This window comes from Ferruginibacter paludis, assembly GCF_030409685.1.
Lineage (GTDB): Bacteria > Bacteroidota > Bacteroidia > Chitinophagales > Chitinophagaceae > Ferruginibacter > Ferruginibacter paludis.
This window is the reverse complement of record NZ_JAUFQJ010000008.1, coordinates 255,917-275,006: the sequence shown is the minus strand read 5'-3', so window position 1 is coordinate 275,006 and position 19,090 is coordinate 255,917. Positions and strand designations below refer to the sequence as shown.

At 42.6% G+C, this 19,090-nt stretch carries 11 protein-coding genes; 8 read left to right on the top strand and 3 right to left on the bottom strand.

Annotated features, from left to right (window positions below; translation table 11 throughout):
- Window positions 1-112 precede the first annotated feature (112 nt).
- Both QWZ08_RS16600 and QWZ08_RS16595 read right to left on the bottom strand, forming a co-directional pair.
- On the bottom strand, window positions 113-634 hold the full coding sequence (locus QWZ08_RS16600) for a nuclear transport factor 2 family protein (RefSeq protein WP_290338615.1): 522 nt from the start codon (window positions 632-634) through the stop codon (window positions 113-115).
- A gap of 216 nt (window positions 635-850) precedes the next feature.
- On the bottom strand, window positions 851-3,193 hold the full coding sequence (locus tag QWZ08_RS16595) for an ATP-binding protein (RefSeq protein WP_290338614.1): 2,343 nt from the start codon (window positions 3,191-3,193) through the stop codon (window positions 851-853).
- 401 nt (window positions 3,194-3,594) lie between these two features.
- Here QWZ08_RS16595 and QWZ08_RS16590 point away from each other — a divergent pair, with 401 nt between their 5' ends.
- Window positions 3,595-5,679, top strand: a complete 2,085-nt coding sequence (locus tag QWZ08_RS16590; RefSeq protein WP_290338613.1) for a beta-galactosidase — start codon at window positions 3,595-3,597, stop codon at window positions 5,677-5,679.
- Window positions 5,680-5,804: 125 nt separating this feature from the next.
- Window positions 5,805-7,385: a carboxylesterase/lipase family protein gene (locus tag QWZ08_RS16585; protein WP_290338612.1), complete on the top strand. Its 1,581-nt coding sequence runs from the start codon at window positions 5,805-5,807 to the stop codon at window positions 7,383-7,385.
- Window positions 7,386-7,563: 178 nt separating this feature from the next.
- Here the strand turns inward: QWZ08_RS16585 and ligD are convergent, their stop codons facing one another.
- Window positions 7,564-10,326, bottom strand: a complete 2,763-nt coding sequence (gene ligD / locus QWZ08_RS16580) for a DNA ligase D (RefSeq protein WP_290338611.1) — start codon at window positions 10,324-10,326, stop codon at window positions 7,564-7,566.
- 244 nt (window positions 10,327-10,570) lie between these two features.
- Between ligD and QWZ08_RS16575 the strand changes: the two genes are divergently transcribed.
- The 6 genes from QWZ08_RS16575 to QWZ08_RS16550 all read left to right on the top strand — a co-directional run bounded on the left by QWZ08_RS16575 (window position 10,571) and on the right by QWZ08_RS16550 (window position 19,087).
- Window positions 10,571-11,722, top strand: a complete 1,152-nt coding sequence (locus QWZ08_RS16575) for a flavin-containing monooxygenase (protein WP_290338610.1) — start codon at window positions 10,571-10,573, stop codon at window positions 11,720-11,722.
- Between the two features lie 6 nt (window positions 11,723-11,728).
- Window positions 11,729-11,956: a hypothetical protein gene (locus QWZ08_RS16570; protein ID WP_290338609.1), complete on the top strand. Its 228-nt coding sequence runs from the start codon at window positions 11,729-11,731 to the stop codon at window positions 11,954-11,956.
- A 501-nt stretch (window positions 11,957-12,457) separates the two neighbouring features.
- Window positions 12,458-14,341 (top strand): T9SS type B sorting domain-containing protein, encoded by a 1,884-nt coding sequence (locus tag QWZ08_RS16565; RefSeq protein WP_290338608.1) that lies wholly within the window; start codon window positions 12,458-12,460, stop codon window positions 14,339-14,341.
- A gap of 139 nt (window positions 14,342-14,480) precedes the next feature.
- A complete protein-coding gene (locus QWZ08_RS16560) occupies window positions 14,481-15,260 on the top strand; it encodes a hypothetical protein (protein ID WP_290338607.1) in 780 nt (259 codons plus the stop codon).
- 319 nt (window positions 15,261-15,579) lie between these two features.
- The gene (locus QWZ08_RS16555) at window positions 15,580-17,331 is read left to right on the top strand and encodes an ABC transporter ATP-binding protein (RefSeq protein WP_290338606.1); all 1,752 of its coding nucleotides are present in this window, start codon (window positions 15,580-15,582) and stop codon (window positions 17,329-17,331) included.
- 130 nt (window positions 17,332-17,461) lie between these two features.
- Window positions 17,462-19,087: a GDSL-type esterase/lipase family protein gene (locus QWZ08_RS16550; protein WP_290338605.1), complete on the top strand. Its 1,626-nt coding sequence runs from the start codon at window positions 17,462-17,464 to the stop codon at window positions 19,085-19,087.
- Window positions 19,088-19,090: the final 3 nt, after the last annotated feature.

Sequence of the window (19,090 nt, the reverse complement as noted above, 5' to 3'; positions counted from 1 at the left end):
TTTATTTTGAAGGAGTGATTTTTGTTTTAATGCTACTTGGCTAAAGGTGGCGGAATGAATGCTTATCGGCTATCCTTGATTAAGTTTTAAACGATTACAACAAGCATCCATATTATTTTGACAGCTTTTTAATGATTGCATCTTCCAGTGGCGTTTTGATTTTTACTATGCTATCTAACTGCTCATTGGGAATGGTGGTAGATAAAATGTACTGCTGTACTTTCCAATCTTTGCCCTGTTTTACGAGCACGCCGGAGCCACGACAAATTTTCATTTGGGTATTCAATAATTCATCAAACCAGGCAAGGCTGCCGGTTTTATCAAAATAAATATGACGCTCCAGTGCAGTAAAATTCCAGGCGTGACCTTTATCAAAAATAGGTTTGGCCCAGGCCATAAAAGATTTTTTATCCCAGCGCTCTGTAGCATCGGTACCGGTAAATATGGCGTCGCTGGTATAGTAATTAAAGTATTTATTGTAGTCAGCTTTTGCTGCGGCAACATTAAACGAGTCGAGCATAGCCGCAACCTGCATTTCATCGCTTGCTGTGTTTGGTTTATTGTTACTACAGGCTGCAAAAAGTAAAGTAATAAAAGCAATGGTAATTACAGGCTTGCGTAAAGCTGGTTTCATGTGTTGGTTTTTATATTAAATGACAATGAAGTGATGATGCGTATTTTGCACCGGCTTTATAAAGGGTAGAGAAAGTTAATTATATTTTTTGAGTTCTGACTCGTCTTGTTCTGGCCCGGGTGGTATTGCAGCCTCCCAAATGTTCAAACTTTACACTGTTCTGTAGACTGACTGACGCAAAAAAAGACTGCGACAGAAGCGTTTTTTCATCATGCGCTAAACTGGTAATTTAATCGTGAATACAGTGCCTTCGTTTTCTTTGGTTTGTACTTTTATCTCACCACCATGCGCTTTTATTATGTCATAACTTAAACTCAGCCCTAATCCTGTACCTTGTCCGGTGGGTTTTGTTGTAAAAAATGGCTGAAAGATTTTGTCTACTATTTTTTGCGGGATACCGTTGCCGTTGTCTTTCACAGCAACCTCTACATAATCATTTTTCTTTTTTGTGCTTATCAAAACAGTCGGTTCATAGTTTTCAATTCCTGATTTTTTTTTCTCATCTACTGCGTAAAAAGCATTGGTGATTAAATTTAAGATTACCCTGCCGATGTCCGGCGGAATGATGTTGATGTTGCCGATTGTATCATCAAAATCCGTTTTCAATATTGCATTGAAAGACTTGTCTTTTGCACGAAGGCCGTGGTAGGAGAGGCGCATGTATTCATCCGCCAGCTTATTGATATCTGTAGGTTCTTTTATTGCGTTGCTTGTGCGGCTGTGTTGCAGCATACCCTTTACAATGCCATCCGCCCGTTTGCCATGATGATTTATTTTTTCTTCATTCTGTTCAATGTCACTGGCAATCGTTTTTACTTCTTCATAATTACCGCTGTTGATGGCTTCTTTCATTTCGGCAATCAACTCTTTATTTACCTCTGAAAAATTGTTTACAAAATTTAACGGGTTTTGAATTTCATGCGCTATGCCTGCGGTGAGTTCGCCAAGCGAAGCCATCTTTTCAGACTGTATCAATTGCTTTTGGGTATTCCGTAATTCTCCGAGCGTGGTTTCTATTTCCAGTTTTTGAGATTGCAGGATGGTATTGGCTTTTTGTTTTTGTTTGTTATTTCTGAATAAAACAAAGGCCACGAGCAGAAATACAGCCATTGCCGTAATTAACCCGTAGATTTTTATTTTTGTCTGGTATTGCTCCTGTGCTTCTTTACGCTGCTGTTCCAGTTGCTGGCGGCGGGACGATTCATTGAAAGAGAGTGTTTGAAATTGTCTTACTTTCCCCGAATTATACAGGCTGTCTTTTAGTAATACAGAAAGATGGAGGTACTTATAAGCACTGTCCAACTGCCCGTTTGCGTTGTATAGATCGGCAATGAGAGGGCTTATTTCTGCAATAAAATAATCAGAATTTTCGCCCCATGACTGAACAGTTATTTTTTGAGTTTGATAAAAAGTTAAAGCCTTCCTCGCATAGAACAGGGCTGAGTCCAGGCGGCCTTCTTTTTGAAATAGCTTTGCCATACCTACATTAGCCGGGGCAATCCAGTAATCAACACTATACGGAATAGCCTGTCTGTAAAAGTTGAGCGCAGTGTTGTTTTCTCCTTTTGCTGCATACAAATCTGCAAGTAATCTGTTGGCTGAGGCCTGGTATGCCTCTGGGAAAGCTAACCCTTTTATCATTTTCATTTGATTTGCATAGGGTAAAGCAGAATCCGGTAGTTGCAGGTTATAAAAGGCAGTAACAATGCTAAAATTTGTATTCCATCTACTTGATGGAAACCTTGGGTCAGCAGGGTTTAATTTGCTTAGAATTGAATCCGCCGATTTACCATAACTCAATACATGCTGATAATCTTTCATCGCAAGATAATCATTGGAAATACTCAGGGTGGTGCCTACAAGTAAAAATTTATCAGTTTCCTTTTCTGCCAGGTTTAAATTTTCCAATCTTAACTCCAGCGCTTTTGGATAATTTCCAAAAGAATGCATGAGTGAAGCAACTACCTCCTGAAGCGTGATCAACTGGATTGTATAGTCTGAACGGTACGATAACTTGTTGTTTGAAGAAGCCATTACTTTTTGCTGTAACTGAAGTGCTTCCTGGGCATACATCAAGGCAGAATCAGCATTGAAATATTCGTTATAAAATCCATAAGCGTATGCAATCGAGGCTAATATTTTTATCCGGCCGGTATCTTCCTTTTCTTTGGCAAGTGCATACCATTTATCAACAAACATCTGATCACGCCATCTTAGCACACTGTCTGTAAGCGTAGTATTTTTATTTATAGTGATGGTACGATCCGGCACCTCGTCGCCGTTATCCTGTTTTTCAACAGTCAGCCAACTGCCCCTGTGAAATTTATATTTGATGATACCAGCTTTTAAAGTCAATGTGATTGATTTTTCGCTGGCTGCCAGTGGCAATAAAAGGAATTCTTTATTGGCGGTTGAATCCCAGTTGCTGAAAGTGCCGGTTATAAAAATACTGTCGTGGTGAATGGCGGTTTGTTCTTTTAAAACAAACCGCACCTTGTATTGTGCCTGTGTTGAAAGTGCGGTAAAGAGGAATAGCAGCAAGCCGGGTAATTTTTTCATATTCAGTTAATTGCAGGCATAAGATAACAAAGATTACTGAAGCACGAAACAAAATACACTGTTGAATTACAAATAGCAGAACCAATACCCATCGGCCACGGAGGGAGTCCGAATATTAAAAATTCAAAGGAATCGGGTTGAAAATCACCATAAAATTAGGTAGGCTAATAGAGAGTTCCCCCAGGCGATTTTTAATCATCTTTACAGCCAATGTAAAAAATAACAGCTTTCGTGCCTGCCATAATAATCATCAGTTGGCGGCGGTAACTAACTCTTGAAATGGCTAAAATCTTCTTCATGAAAAGTTGATTGATATGGGTGAGTATCCTTACTTTCTAAATAGATAGTGAAGAACGATATATAAAATCAGTAGCTTGCTTAATTAAAATCACCTTGACAAAATGATCAATAAATTAACCTTCTTTCTTGTAATATTTTTCGGTGCAGCCACACTGCTATCAGCCCAAACGCCTGCAACGAATAAGCTGCTTTTTGGCGTTGCCTATTACGATGAGTATATGCCATACGAGCGGCTGGATAAGGATATACAAATGATGAAAGCTGCTGGCATCAATGTGGTACGGATAGCAGAATCTACCTGGAGTACCGTAGAACCACAGGATAGCGTGTACGACTTTTCGCATATTGACCGTGTACTCAATGCCATGTATAAAGCAGGTATAAGTGTATTTGTTGGTACGCCGACGTATGCCATTCCTACCTGGCTGGTAAAAAAATATCCCGCAGTACTGGCAATAACACCAGCCGGACAAAATCAATACGGCGCCCGGCAAAACATGGATATCACCAATGCCAATTTTCGTTTTTATGCAGAGCGGGTGATCAGGAAAATAATGGAACATGTAAAAGATCACCCTGCTATAATTGGCTACCAGGTAGACAATGAAACCAAAGCTTATAATACCGCCGGGCCAAATGTGCAACAGCTTTTTGTTTTATACATGAAGGAAAAATACAAATCACTGGATAGTTTAAACAAAGCTTTTGGATTGGATTACTGGAGCAACCGGATCAATAACTGGGATGATTTTCCATCTGCCACCGGCACCATCAACGCAAGCCTGGGTGCTGAATTTGCAAAGTTTCAACGCAAGCTTGTAACAGATTATCTTGGCTGGCAGGCAGCTATTGTAAAGGAATACAAACATCCGGGCCAGTTTATCACACAAAATTTCGATTTGGAATGGCGGGGTTATTCTTACGGTGTTCAGCCGGATGTAGATCATTTTGCCGCAGCCAAAGCATTGGATATTGCAGGCATAGATATCTACCATCCAACACAGGATGCTCTTACCGGAACCGAAATATCTTTTGGCGGCGATATGGCCCGTTCAATGAAGGCGGGGAAAAATTATTTTGTAATTGAAACAGAAGCGCAGGGTTTTCCGCAATGGGTACCTTATCCCGGTCAGTTAAGACTGCAGGCTTTTAGCCACCTGGCCTCCGGCGCAAACATGGTAGAGTACTGGCACTGGCATTCCATTCACAATGCAGCCGAAACTTACTGGAAGGGATTGTTAAGTCACGACTTTGAACCGAACCCAACATACGATGAAGCAAAAACCATCGGCAACGATTTTGAGAAACTAAGCTCACATTTAGTCAACCTTAAAAAGACAAACAAAGCAGCCATTCTCTTCAGCAATGAAGCGCTTACCGCATTTAAGTGGTTTGGCTTTGGATGGGGATCAAGGGAAGGTTACAATGATATACTGCGGCCATTATATGATGCGTTGTACCACATGAATATCGGGGTAGATTTTGTTGATCCTTCCAGCAAAAATATAGACGATTACAAACTGCTTATTGTACCGGCATTGTATGCGGCACCCGATAGTTTATTGCAGCATTTAAACCGCTTTGTGAAAAACGGTGGTCACATTGTGTATACATTTAAAAGCGGCTTTTCCGATCAGAATGTAAAGGTGCGCACAACACTTCAACCAGGTATTATCAATGAAGCTTGTGGTATCAGTTACAGCCAGTTTACCATCCCACAAAATGTTACTTTAAAAAGCGATCCGTTTAATGTTGGCAAGGAGAACAATGCAGTAACAACCTGGATGGAATTGATTATACCCACATCTGCAAAAGTGTTAGCGGCTTATGATCATCCAGTTTGGGGAAAATATGCAGCCATTACTGAAAATAGCTATGGTAAAGGGTTAGCCACTTACATAGGCTGCATGACAAGTACAGCGGTTACCAATAAAATAATGGAAGATGCGGTAAAAAAAGCCGGCTTGTGGGGAACAGATCAGCAGCTTGCGTTTCCTGTAATAACAAAATCAGGCGTAAATGAAAAGGGCAAACTGATTCATTATTACTTTAATTATTCAGCCACTGCAATCAGTCTTAAATATCCTTATCCCGATGGCAAAGAATTACTTGGTGATTCATCCATACTAAAAGATAGCCAGCAACAACTTAAGCCCTGGGGCGTATTGATTATTGAAGAGAAATAAGTGTAAAAAAAAATGGCTTTAACCTGGGATGATCTTTTTGCACAGCGGTTTAACCACACTGTCAAAATAATAAAAAGATGCCTTAAAAAACGAATAGAACAAAGCCAACTTGTCAACCCGTTGTTATGAATAGTACAAATTCTTTCTTCACACAATATTATACAGTCATGCGATTTAATAAGCCTTTTTTTACTACCATTCTTTTCTTCTTAACAGGTCATGTTTTAACTGCGCAATTAAATATAGTTACAACCTCCAACGGTATTGTTGCGGGATATATCCACAACAATATCAGTATTTTCAAAGGCATTCCTTTTGCTGCTCCGCCAGCGGGTGCATTGCGTTGGAAAGCGCCGCAACCCGCTGCAGACTGGCAGGGAGTGAAGCAGTGCACCGCTTTTTCTGCAAGTCCCGTTCAGCCAACACCTGCACCCTTTTTGTGCTGGTCGGAAGAATTTATTGCTCCTCCGGCGCCACTGAGTGAGGATTGTTTGTACCTGAATGTATGGTCGGGTGCAAAAACAGCCAATGAAAAAAGACCTGTATTTGTATGGATATACGGGGGAGGATTTAATTCAGGGTCTGCAGCCTGCGCCATTTATGACGGGGAAGAGATGGCGAAAAGAGGGATCGTTTTTGTTAGCATCAATTACCGCGTAGGGCCATTCGGGTTTATGGCGCATCCTGAATTGACTAAAGAACAAAACAATGCATCCGGTAACTATGGCTTGCTTGACCAGGTGGCTGCGCTGCAGTGGGTGAAAAAAAATATTGCGGCTTTTGGCGGTAATCCAAACCAGGTAACCATTGGCGGACAATCAGCCGGTTCGATGAGCGTAAATGCTTTGCTGGCTTCACCATTGGCAAAGGGGCTTTTCCAGGGTGCCATATTGGAAAGTGGTGGACTGCTGGCAGGTCTTGCACCGGCTTCATTGCAATCAGCAGAAAAAATTGGGCTGGAGTTACAGAAAAAAGCAGGTGCTTCATCTATCAGTGAATTGAGAAATAAATCCGCTGAAGAAATACTGAAAGCCTCCCAGGATTTGGGTGGCATGCGCATGGGACTAACACTGGACGGATACGCCTTGCCGGTTGATTTTATGCAGACATTTAAAGAGGGTAAACATAATAATGTGCCTGTAATGATGGGTTGGGTAAAAGGTGATGGAGGGTTATTTGGTAAACCGGATATTACAGCAGAAAAATTTATTCAGCAGGCCAAAGAAAATTATGGCGCCAATGCCGCCGATTACTTAAGAGTTTTTCCAGCAGGCAGTGATGGTGAGGCACAGGCAAGCCAGGCAAAACTTGCTATATTGAATTTTGCATCGCTGTCAGCCTATCTGATGGCAGCATATAATAAAAAGCCAACCTTTATTTATGAAGGCGGTTATGTTCCAACAGACAAGCCGGGTTTCCCCAATTACGGGGCCTTTCACACATCTGAAGTTCCTTTTGCTTTGCATACACTGCATTTATGGAACCGGCCATGGAAGCAATCTGATTTTGATGTGCAGGAACTGATGTCAACTTACTGGCTGCAGTTTATTAAAACCGGCAACCCCAACGGGAACGGATTGCCGCAATGGAATGCTTATGATAAAGCAAAAGGTACCATACTCGAAATAAATACCACCGCAACAGCTAAACCTGTCTTGTATAAAAATGAATTTGAACTATTGGATAAACTAAAAGCCGGCAAATAGGCGATTGCCCAAACGCAAAGAATTCAATAATTTAACTGCAGATTTTGTATACTTCCGAATCAATGTCGTTTACTTAGCGAATGAAGGTGGTCGACCTTTTTATAGTTATCAGTTATTTAATAAGGTCGGCCACCTTTTCCCTCGGGCTAAATTTACTTAACTAAACGACATTGACTGCCTAATCATTAAAAATGGCTTCTGCTTTTTTAATTGTCTTCTCCAGGTCAATGCCTTTTTTCAATACATCTTTAAAAGGATCGCCCTCTGTTTTCAATCTTTCTATTGTATTAAAAATAGTGAAGTGCTGCATGGTTAGGCCTTTCTTAACTTCTTCCCAATGCAATGGCATGGAAACAGTTGCACCCTTTTTTGGCCTTAGCGAGTAGGGGCCGGCAATGGTTGCTCCCGGGCGGTTCTGTAAAAAATCGAGGTACATTTTGCCTTTTCGTTTGGCAATCATGCGTTCTACACTGGTAAATTTGGGCAGCATATTGTGGACGATATTAACAACAATTCTTGCAAACATTTGCGACTGATCATAACTGTATTTTGCACCCAGTGGAATATAAATATGCATACCTGTAGAGCCGGATGTTTTGCAGTAGGAGGGAACATCTATCGCATCCAACACTTTCTTTGTTTCCAGCGCAGCTTCTATTACCTGGTCAAAAGTATTTTTATCAGGATCCAGGTCTATCACACAGTAGTCCGGGTTATCCGGCGATTGAATGCGGCTGAACCAGGGATTCATTTCAATGCATCCCAACGACGCCATCCATAACAGCACGGCCTCATCTGAACCCACCAGGTATTCTTTATCTTCCCCGTCACTAGTAGAATAAGGGAAAGTTTTTGTGATCCATTCCGGTGCTTTGCCTTTGATGTCTTTCTGGTAAAAGCTCGGACCACTAATGCCATTGGGAAACCTGTTTAGGGACATCGGTCTGTCTTTAAGATAAGGCAGAATGTAATCCGCCACCTGGTAGTAATAATTCAGCATATCCCGTTTGGTGATCTTCTCATCCGGCCAATAAATTTTACTGAGGTTGGTAAATTTAATCTCATGTCCACAAACTTTACGTACCTGTGTTTCTTCTGTTGGATTCAGCAATGTTTTACGGCCACCTTTTATTGGAGGCTTGATCAGGTTAGTTGTTGCATCTGTTTTTTCAGCTGCTGTTTTTTTTGATGACGCCTTTTTTATTGCGGGTGCAGACTTGTCATTTACAACAGCTTCTGCATGTATTGCTTTTTCTCTTACTACATCTTTGGCTTTTTTATCTATCCGCATTCCCTGGAAGGAAGGATGACGAAATACACCATCGCTTGTAACTTCTGAAAAAGCTACTTCGCATACCAGTTGTGGTTTAAGCCAGGTAGCTTTTGCCGTCGGCGGATCGGGTCGGAAACGCGACGGCTTATTGATATCCGGCTGCATTTTAAAAGGGCTTTTAGTCGTGATCAACGGTTTAAATTTTGCCATCATTTCTTTTTGCAGTTGATTGGAAAAACCGGTGCCCACTTTACCGACGTACTGCAGTTCGCCCCCTTCGTATACACCCAATAAAAGTGAGCTGAATTGTTTGGCAGTGTCTTCGTTTTTTGTGTACCCGGCAATCACTACTTCCTGTCGCTGGTGTGTTTTTATTTTCAGCCATTCCTTTGAACGTAAGCCAGGCGAATAGGAGCTTGAAGCCTTTTTAGCAATGATACCTTCCAGCCCCATTTTTTCTGCGGCTTTAAAAAATTCGATACCACCGGCATCAAATACTTCACTCCGCCGTATGCTGTCATCGCCCTCGGGGAATATTTCTTTTAACACCGCCTGGCGTTCCACCAGCGGCAGATCCATCAGGTTTTTCCCATCATACCAAAGCAAATCGAAAATATAATATACCAGCCGTCCATCTGCTTCACTGCGCCAGTTTTGCAGATCACCAAAGTTCGAAATGCCCTTGTCATTCAGCACCAGTATTTCACCGTCGGTTACCGCATTGGCTTTCCACTTTTGCAGTGCCTGGTGAATGGCATAAAATTTTTCATCAAAAGATTTATTGTTGCGGGAAAGCAATTCTACCTTGCCCTTATTTACAAATGCGAGCGCCCGGTATCCGTCCCATTTAATTTCAAACAACCAGTCGGGATCGTCAAACGGGTCATCAACCAATGTAGCAAGCATGGGCGTTATACCCGCCGGCATGGCTGATTTGGGTGATTTTTTTAAAATGGCAGCTACGTCTGTTTCGTCCGGCTTTTCAACCTGCTGTTTATTCAGACTTGCCCGTTTTGCGGGGGCTTTTTTTTTACTACCCGGTGCCGGCTTTTCGATGGTTTTCTCGCCGCCATCCTTCCAAACTTTTTCGCTGGTCTTTTCCATATTGGCAATGGTCTTGCCGCTTACAACAGATTTATCCATTTTAGTAATATCTTTTGCAGATGCAAAATCATCTTTGTGTTTAATCAGCAACCAGGCATTTTCGCCCATACCATGCGTTTTTACCAATGCGAATTCACCCTGCAGTTTTTGACCATGCAATTTTATTTTTAAAGAGCCTGCTTTGAGTTGCTGCAATAAATATTTTTCCTGTGCTTTTTTACCGGTGATAGGTTCAAGCGGTTCGTAAGTGCCTTCATCCCAAACAATCACTGTACCGCCACCATACTCACCCTTTGGTATCAGGCCTTCAAAATTTTTATAATCAAAGGGATGATCTTCTACCATCATCGCCAGCCGTTTCTCCTTAGGGTCAGTGGATGGCCCTTTGGGCACTGCCCAGCTTTTTAGCACGCCTTCCATTTCCAGGCGAAAGTCGTAGTGCAGGCGGGTGGCATCATGTTTTTGAATTACAAATGCGAGCTTGTTTTTATCCCTGCTTTTACCTGCCTTGGGTTCTTTCGTTTTTGTGAAATCCCGCTTCGCTTCATATTTTGTAAGACTCATGGTAAATGATTTTATTGCCGGTAATAAATGAATTGATGCAACGGTAATTGTTGCCTTTATTTTATTGTGTATTCAAGCATACAACAATTGTTACGCCATTTTTATAATCCTTTCTGCCTGCAATTTTTGCCTGATAAAGCACAGTAATTGAGGCAAATCTTCTACTACATTAGTCATCTTCGTCAGGAAAGAAAAGAAAAAATGAATTAACTTGTAATGACGGTTGTCATTACATTGTCTGAGTATGATACAAACTGAAACATTGATTATAGGCGCAAGTATGGCAGGTCTTGCGTCGGCAGCCTGCCTGCAAAAGCAGGGTATAAAGTATATTGTTATTGAAAAAGAAAAGGAATCAGTTGCTCCCTGGCGTAACCACTATCATCGGTTGCATTTGCATACCAATAAAAGAATTTCAGCATTGCCTTTTAAAAAATATGGCCCTGATATTCCCCGCTATCCATCCCGTGCAGAGGTAATCAATTATGCAGACGCTTATCAAAAAGAGTTTAACATCGAACCCATTTTTAATACCGAAGCAACATCGGTTAAAAGGGTGGGTGATAACTGGCTTACGCAAACAGCTACTGAAATTTTTCAATCAAAATACCTGGTGATGGCAACGGGTGCCTTTGGCCATCCCAGGCCTTTAAATTTTAAAGGGATGGAAACTTTTACCGGTACTGTTGTGCATAGTTATGCGTACAAAACAGGAAGCGATTATAGAGGAAAAAAAGTATTGGTGGTGGGCTTTGGTAATTCAGCCTGCGAAATAGCCATTGATTTGTATGAACAAGGAGCCATGCCATCCCTGTCTGTTCGCTCGCCGGTGAATGTGATACCACGTGATATAATGGGCATCCCGGTACTGGAAATAAGCTTACTGCTGAGTCATCTTCCTCCGCGTATTGCCGATGCTGTCAGTGCGCCTCTATTGGCGTTGGTATTGGGTGATATTACCAAACTGGGGCTAAAAAAAATGTCGTATGGACCACTTGAACAAATTGCCAGGGACGCTAAAATACCTTTGCTGGATATTGGTACCATCGGCCATATCCGCAAGGGCCATATCCAGGTTTATAGCGGCATTGATTATATTGTTGGCAACACGGTCTGTTTTTCAGATGGCCAACAGCAGGTGTTCGATGCTGTTATTGCTGCTATTGGCTACAGTATGCAAAGCAGTGCGATGGCTAATTTTGAACCTGGCCGGATTGCGGATGCAAGATTGCCTTTGGATAAGCAAAAGTACTTCGGTAAGGATGGTTTATATTTCTGCGGATACAGGATTGCTGCCACCGGGCAGATCCGTACAATAAGCCGGGATGCGCAAAAAATTGCTGCCGGCATTGCCGTAAAAGTTGCAGCCGGCACTATTAATTCGCACCACAATTGAGTTGCAATGAAAAAGTACATCAGCAAAAGCGGCAAACAATCAGGCGTAACAGGATATGATATTGGAACCGATCATATCATCATTCAGTTTAATCACCACCCGGTATATAAGTATTCCTATGTAAGTTGCGGCAAGCAAACTACCGATACCCTTAAACAACTGGCGCATGCCTCAAAAGGTCTTGGCACATACATTTCACAGCATCATCCGCCATATGAGTGGAAACGGGAATAATTTTATGTTGAAAGAAACCGGCAGGTCATTTACCGGCAGCTACACAAAAAGCATTTTATCCGGCAGGATACTTAAAATTACATTGTAGAGAAATTTTCTGTGAGGCAACGGTTTTTAAAAACAATACGTATTACCGGGGAAGCCTTTTTCTTTATCAGGAAAACCAGTGGCGGAAACTGCTTAATTCAATCCCAACCCTCTGATCAAAACATGCATCTCAGCCTGTAGAAACGCAGCAACACTTTTTTAAGAAAATTGAGTCCAGGCGTATTTTATTCAGCATTCAAAAATGACATCTTACTACAGGAAGTACTTGTGTCTTTTTTGCGCAGACTACCAGTAAAATAGGGATTTTCGGCAATAAAAACTAAGAATTTCGCAGTTGAATTTGCTTTATCTTTAAGAACATAAAACTAACAAGTGCCGCATTTTAAAACCTGGTATAAAAGCCAACGATGGTTTTGGAATTTTCTTTCGCCACTATACATAATAGCAATATGCATGTGTACAGGCACCACTGTTTGCGCCCAAAGCTGCCCGGTAAATATTGATTTTGAAACCGGCACATTTGCCAACTGGACCTGCTGGCTCGGGCGCACCTCAGCTGTTGGCGACCAAAATGTAATTTCACTCAGCAGGGTATCAGGACCTGTTTCCGAGCATCATACCATGTATAGTGGCAACAACAGCCAGCTTGATCCCTTTGGCGGTTTTCCGGTGTTGTGTCCCAACGGGAGCGGTCATTCCATCAGGCTTGGAAGCACGGAGGCTGGCGGCCAGGCCGAAGGCGTATCGTATGATTTTACGGTTCCGGAAAATAGCAATTCTTATTCGGTCACATTTCACTACGCGGTTGTATTTCAATCGCCCAATCACCGCATCAATGAACAACCCCGCATGGAAGTAGAGGTTACCAATGTTTCGGAGAACAGTGTTATCAATTGCGGCTCTTTTTCGTTTATTGCGGTGGGGTCTTCATTGCCCGGCTTTGAGGTATCGAACGTTGTGGATACCATTACAGTCCTCTATAAAAAATGGTCCACTGTAACCGTGGATTTGTCAGGCAACGCCGGTAAGCAGATCCGCTTGTTTTTTAAAACGGCAGACTGCACATTTCGCAGGCATTTTGGATATGCGTATATCGATGTAGATTCAGACTGTGGTGGCAGTTTTGTAGGAGCTGCTTTTTGTAAAGGCGATTCAGTGGTACACGTAACAGGGCCGGCAGGGTACGCAGGCTATACCTGGTATGACAGCGCACTGACAAGGGTTTTAGGTAAAGGCCCCACGCTGGTATTAAAGCCACCGCCTCCATCCGGCACCAGCATTTCACTCAAGCTGGATCCTTATGACGGCTATGGATGCCCGAAGGTATTGCTGGCCCTGTTGAAAGATACGCTTCAGCTGAGCGCTGATGCGGGAAATGACGCCTTGTATTGTCATACAGCGGGCATAACCATCGGCAGCCCGCCCCGGCAGGAGTTGATATACAGCTGGAGCCCGGCTGCAGGCCTGAGCAACCCTGAAATATCCAACCCGATAGCGGCGCCCGGGGTAACTACTACCTACACACTGACTGCCAGCAGCGTGGGTGGCGGGTGTAAAACTTCCGATGCGGTGGTTATTAAATCGTCAGCTGTTGATACCACGCTGAGATTGGCCGGCAAGGCTGCATTTTGTTTTGGATATGGAGACAGCGCTGTTTTAAAAATAACTTCCACGCAACATATAGAATGGTATAGGGATAATGTGGCCATTGATGCCACGGGTATCACAGCGTATCATGTGGCAGAAAGCGGCACCTACTACGCTGTGTTGCAAAACAGTGACGGCTGTACGCTGTCAACTTCCAAGCAAACCATTTTGATAGAACAACCCGTACCGCCCATTACATACCCGGTAAAATATGCCATTATCAATTTAACATTGCCGCTGGAAGCAAGACATATCGGCAACCAGGTACTTTGGAAACCAGCGATCTGGCTGGATAATCCTGCAAGCTATACACCCAATTTTACCAGTGCCACCGAACAATTGTATGCCATCGAAATGCATACAGCGGCAGGTTGTGTTACGGTAGATTCCCAGCTTGTTAAAACGGTGAAGAACGTCGAGATCTATGTCCCTTCCGGCTTTACACCCAATGGTGATGGCAACAACGATATTTTACGGCCGGTATTGCGGGGCGTAAAAGGCATTACTTATTTCAGAATCTTCAACCGGGCAGGTAACCTGTTGTTTGAAACCAATGTGGAGCGACTTGGATGGAATGGTATTTTTAAAGGGGTACCGCAGGATCCGCAAACACTGGTCTGGATGCTGGAATGTACCGGTGTGGACGGACATATTTTTCAAAGAAAAGGAACTACCGTTTTGCTCAGATAAATATAATTACAGTTAATTGCCGCAACTGCATATTGTTTATCAACCCACTTATTTATAATGTGTTGGCTGAGCAGCCCATAGCATTTTGATGTTTGTATTTATTGTACATTTATCTATGCTTTAAACCAAATCTTTAGCTATGTCAGTACCCCGTATATTAATAGCCTGTGTAATCTTGCTTTATTGTTTTAGCTCGTGCAAAAAAGAAAATATCAATGGGGCTGGAGACAGGCTACTGCAACGGGTTGTAAACAGATCAGGTGATAGCATTGGTTATTTATCCTATGAATATGATGCACAAAAGCGTTTGGTAGCAATAACAGATAGTAATAATCATGGCGGGTATATTGGGACGACCTTAATAAAATATGATACCGCCGAAAATCTTACAAGGTTCACCTATCAGGGTATTTATCCTGGTCAGCCCGATAGAGAGTGGGCATATTTATTAGTGTATCAGGAAGGAAAAGTAATACAAAAACTTGTTAGTAATTCCAACAATGGTTCTTTTGTAACTGAAAATATTTATACCTATGACATGAAAGGGCGGCTGGTGAGGGATTCTGCTATTTCATGGGGTTATACCAATTTTGTATATGATGATAACGATAATGTGGTACAAATGCAGAAGTTTTATAAGGCTGCTGGTGCGATGATAAACAGCTACAATATAACAGCCTCTTACGATTCTAATATTAATCCGTATAACGGCTTAGGGCTCACCTTATATTTTATAACAGATCTGTATAGTGTAATAAGTAAGCATAACATCACGCAGGAAATTTATAACCAGTATAATTCTAACCACACTGGAAATTATACTTACGAATATGAAAATAGTTTACCCAAAATGATGACAGAGACTTGGGAAAATGACGGGCTGGTTTCGGTAAGCACAGTTAATTTTTATTACAACTAAAAATTAATACATTTTTTTTGGCCGCCTTGACGCAGGGTGCCTCACAATCCAGGGCCAGATTTTATTAAGAATAATTTATTTGATCGGATGAGAAATTCGTTGGTCAAACATCAGCACTTAATAAAAAGAAAAAGTCATAACCCTCCCAGCTCATTTTTACATAGACCTTCTTTGCATGAAACAATTCAGCTTGTCATTTGCCAGGTGTATATTTGAGTCTGCGTCACACCGTTGGTAAAAGCATGCAATAAGAATTTCAGGGTTTTAATTTTCTTAGTAAAAGCGGAGTATTATTATGTCCAATCCTTATATATCACTGATGAAAACTGCGTGGCGTTACGCCCGGGAGGAAAAGAAAAGGTATGTCGGCATTTATACGTTGTTTATTTTGGCAAGTGTTGTATCAGCCATGAACCCTTTGCTCTATGGCTGGTTTATCAACGCAGTACAAAAACAAGGTATCGACAAATTACAATACGCCTGGTGGTATGCCGGCATATTTATGTTACTGAAGCTGGCCGAATGGGCTTTTCACGGGCCAGCAAGAATTATGGAACGCCAGCTGGCGTTTAACTTAAGCCGCAATTTTTTACAGCAATTGTATCATCAAACATTGCACCTGCCGGTGAGATGGCACCAGGATCACCATAGCGGCGCTACCATCAATCGTATCCGTAAAGCCTATGAGGCGTTGAAAGATTTTTTTCAGAACGGTTTTATGTACCTGTACACACTCACTAAATTTTTGTCTTCCTTTATCGCCATGATTTATTTCTCACCATTGTTTGGTGCCGTTGGCGTACTCATTGGTGCACTGACAGTCTATTTAATCTTTAGGTTTGATAAACCATTTATGCAGGCGGTTGATGACAAGAATGAGAAGGAGCACATCGTTTCCAGCACCTTATTCGACAGCCTTTCAAATATTATCACGGTCATTACTTTAAGGCTTGAAAAAAGAATGGAAGGGAGTGTACTCCAAAAAGTAAAAGATGTTTTTCCCTCGTTTAACCGCAGCGTAAAAATCAATGAATGGAAATGGTTTGTGGCCGACACCCTGGTGAGCCTTATTTACGTAATCACAGCTGTGGGCTATATTTACCAGCACACCCGGCCGGGCAGTGTTTTTATGCTGGGCAGCCTGGTGGCATTGCTGGGATTTGTAAACCAGTTCACCAGTGTATTTCACGATATCGCCTACCAGTATACACAGGTAGTTCAGTACAATACCGATGTGCAAACGGCCCGCTTTATTACAGATGCCTACCAGGAACATCATCTGCCTGAGAGCGGTAGTGGCCTGCCGCAGAACTGGCAAACCATTGTTATAAGCGGACTCAATTTTTCGCACAAGGCTGCCTACTCGGCCGCAGAAAAAGCACACAGTCTGCACGGAATAAACATCAGCCTGCAGCGGGGCAAACGCATTGCTTTTATTGGTGAAAGCGGCAGCGGAAAAAGTACGCTGATGGCGGTGTTAAGAGGTTTATATGATCCTGAACCCGGCATTCGCATTACAGTAGACGATGTGCTGGAGACAGATACGGCCCGCCTTGCTGAAAGTATTACTTTATTTCCGCAGGAGCCGGAGATTTTTGAAAATACGATTGAACACAATATCACACTCGGTCTGCCTTTTGACCAACAGGATATTGATGATGTATGCTACACGGCGCATTTCACAGAGGTAGTAAAGCAATTACCCAATGGATTGCAATCCGGTATCCAGGAGAAAGGTGTCAACTTATCCGGAGGACAAAAGCAGCGACTGGCACTGGCCCGCGGCATATTGGCCGCCCGCAGCAGCGAGATTGTGTTGCTGGATGAACCCACCAGCAGCGTTGACCCTAAAACAGAAGTGCAGATTTATGAAAAATTGTTCAAGGCCTGTGAAGGAAAAGCGGTTGTTTCTACTTTACACCGGCTATACCTGTTAACCTATTTTGATTACGTGTACATTTTGAAGGATGGTTACATTGCCGGTGAGGGAACATTTGCTGATTTGAAACAACACAGTATTTTGTTCAACGAATTGTGGAAACACCAGGAGAAGGAGCGTGATGCAGTGTAAAAGCATGTAAACATGCTATCCCCGGATACACCCGGATGCTTTCCTCTGCTGCAACGATCATGGAGCCGTATATTTGTCTTTACATGTTAGCAAGGTTCTGCTATTTTTACATTCACTAAAAAATACAACGATGTGCCTCTTTGCCGCTTCAAGAAAAATGCCCGTTTTTACTTTTTTACTTTTGATGATTGCATCACTGGTTACTGCTCAACAGGTAATACAATTGTATCCCGGCAAAGCCCCGGGATCTGAGAGCTGGACCTGGCAGGAGAAAGACAATAATGACAACATGTTTAAAACGCGGGTAGTGTATAATGTTGCACAGCCAACACTTACAGCCTATTTGCCGCCCGCATCTGCAGCCAATGGCACGGCTGTTATCATCGCTCCGGGTGGTGCTTTTCATACGCTGTCTATAGAAAGTGAAGGCACAGAAGTAGCTAAGTGGCTTAATGCAAAAGGTGTGGCTGCTTTTGTTTTAAAATATCGTTTGGTGCATAGCCTTACCAATGATCCGGTAGCAGAACTCTTAAAAAAAATGGGTGATTTTAAAAAGCTGGATGAAGAAAATGATAGCGTGGTTACCATGGCTATTGCCGATGGATTAAAGGCAGTCGCATACGTTCGCACCCATGCGGCTGAATACAATATCAGTCCAAAGCGAATTGGTTTTATGGGCTTTTCCGCAGGAGGTACAGTCACCATGGGCGCCGTATTTAATTCAACGGCGGCCGACCGGCCCGATTTTGCGGCACCCGTTTATCCTTACATCACGGCACTGAAAAACCAAGCCATTCCACCAGATGCGCCACCCTTATTTATATGCGCCGCCACAGATGACCAGCTGGGCCTGGCATCACACAGCACTAATTTATACAACGCATGGATTGCTGCCAAAAAACCGGCCGAGCTGCACATGTATGCAAAAGGTGGCCATGGTTTTGGTATGCGTAAAAACGACATCCCAACTGATACCTGGATTGATCGTTTTGGCGATTGGCTGGAAGAACAGGGATTATTATGGCCCGTACATCCAACAGGGTGGATGGCAAATGTTACACCAAAACAGGTAAAGCAGTGGCAAAAGGAAGGTGAAGAAAGGGTAAAAAATGATTGGCCTGATATTGGCCATTTTGCGGCGGACAACAAGCAACTTGTGCCACCCAAAAAAGGAGAACAAAGAGTTGTCTTTATGGGCAACTCCATCACCATTGGCTGGAAAAATATTGACTCTGCTTTTTTTGCAACGCATGGGTATATTAACCGCGGTATCAGCGGACAAACAACGCCGCAAATGTTGTTGCGGTTTCGCCCGGATGTGATTGATTTGAAACCTGCAGTAGTGGTGATACTGGCAGGAACCAATGATATTGCCGGCAATACAGGGCCTGCCACTTTGGAATCCATTTTGGGTAATATCAGCTCTATGGCGCAACTGGCAAAAGCAAGTGGCATAAAAGTAGTGTTGAGTTCTGTGTTGCCAGTGTATGACTATCCATGGAAACCAGGCTTGCAACCGGCAGAAAAAATATTCACCCTTAATAAGATGATTAAAGCATTCGCTGACAAAAATGATTGTATTTATCTGGATTATTTTACACCAATGTCAGACGAACGAAAAGGATTAAAAGCAGGGCTGGGAGATGATGGTGTGCATCCCAACCTGGCGGGCTATAAAATAATGGAACCTTTGGTGGAGCGTGCTATTGCGGCAGCGCTTGATGTTCAAAAATCAAAAGTAAAAAGTAAAAAATAAAAA

Excerpts from the sequence above, each read along its gene's own strand:
- QWZ08_RS16565 (WP_290338608.1), top strand. The coding sequence starts at position 12,458 with ATGTGTACAGGCACCACTGTTTGCGCCCAAAGCTGCCCGGTAAATATT.
- QWZ08_RS16590 (WP_290338613.1), top strand. The coding sequence starts at position 3,595 with ATGATCAATAAATTAACCTTCTTTCTTGTAATATTTTTCGGTGCAGCC.
- ligD (WP_290338611.1), bottom strand. The coding sequence starts at position 10,326 with ATGAGTCTTACAAAATATGAAGCGAAGCGGGATTTCACAAAAACGAAA.
- QWZ08_RS16585 (WP_290338612.1), top strand. The coding sequence starts at position 5,805 with ATGAATAGTACAAATTCTTTCTTCACACAATATTATACAGTCATGCGA.
- QWZ08_RS16570 (WP_290338609.1), top strand. The coding sequence starts at position 11,729 with ATGAAAAAGTACATCAGCAAAAGCGGCAAACAATCAGGCGTAACAGGA.
- QWZ08_RS16600 (WP_290338615.1), bottom strand. The coding sequence starts at position 634 with ATGAAACCAGCTTTACGCAAGCCTGTAATTACCATTGCTTTTATTACT.
- QWZ08_RS16560 (WP_290338607.1), top strand. The coding sequence starts at position 14,481 with ATGTCAGTACCCCGTATATTAATAGCCTGTGTAATCTTGCTTTATTGT.
- QWZ08_RS16595 (WP_290338614.1), bottom strand. The coding sequence starts at position 3,193 with ATGAAAAAATTACCCGGCTTGCTGCTATTCCTCTTTACCGCACTTTCA.
- QWZ08_RS16555 (WP_290338606.1), top strand. The coding sequence starts at position 15,580 with ATGAAAACTGCGTGGCGTTACGCCCGGGAGGAAAAGAAAAGGTATGTC.
- QWZ08_RS16550 (WP_290338605.1), top strand. The coding sequence starts at position 17,462 with ATGTGCCTCTTTGCCGCTTCAAGAAAAATGCCCGTTTTTACTTTTTTA.
- QWZ08_RS16575 (WP_290338610.1), top strand. The coding sequence starts at position 10,571 with ATGATACAAACTGAAACATTGATTATAGGCGCAAGTATGGCAGGTCTT.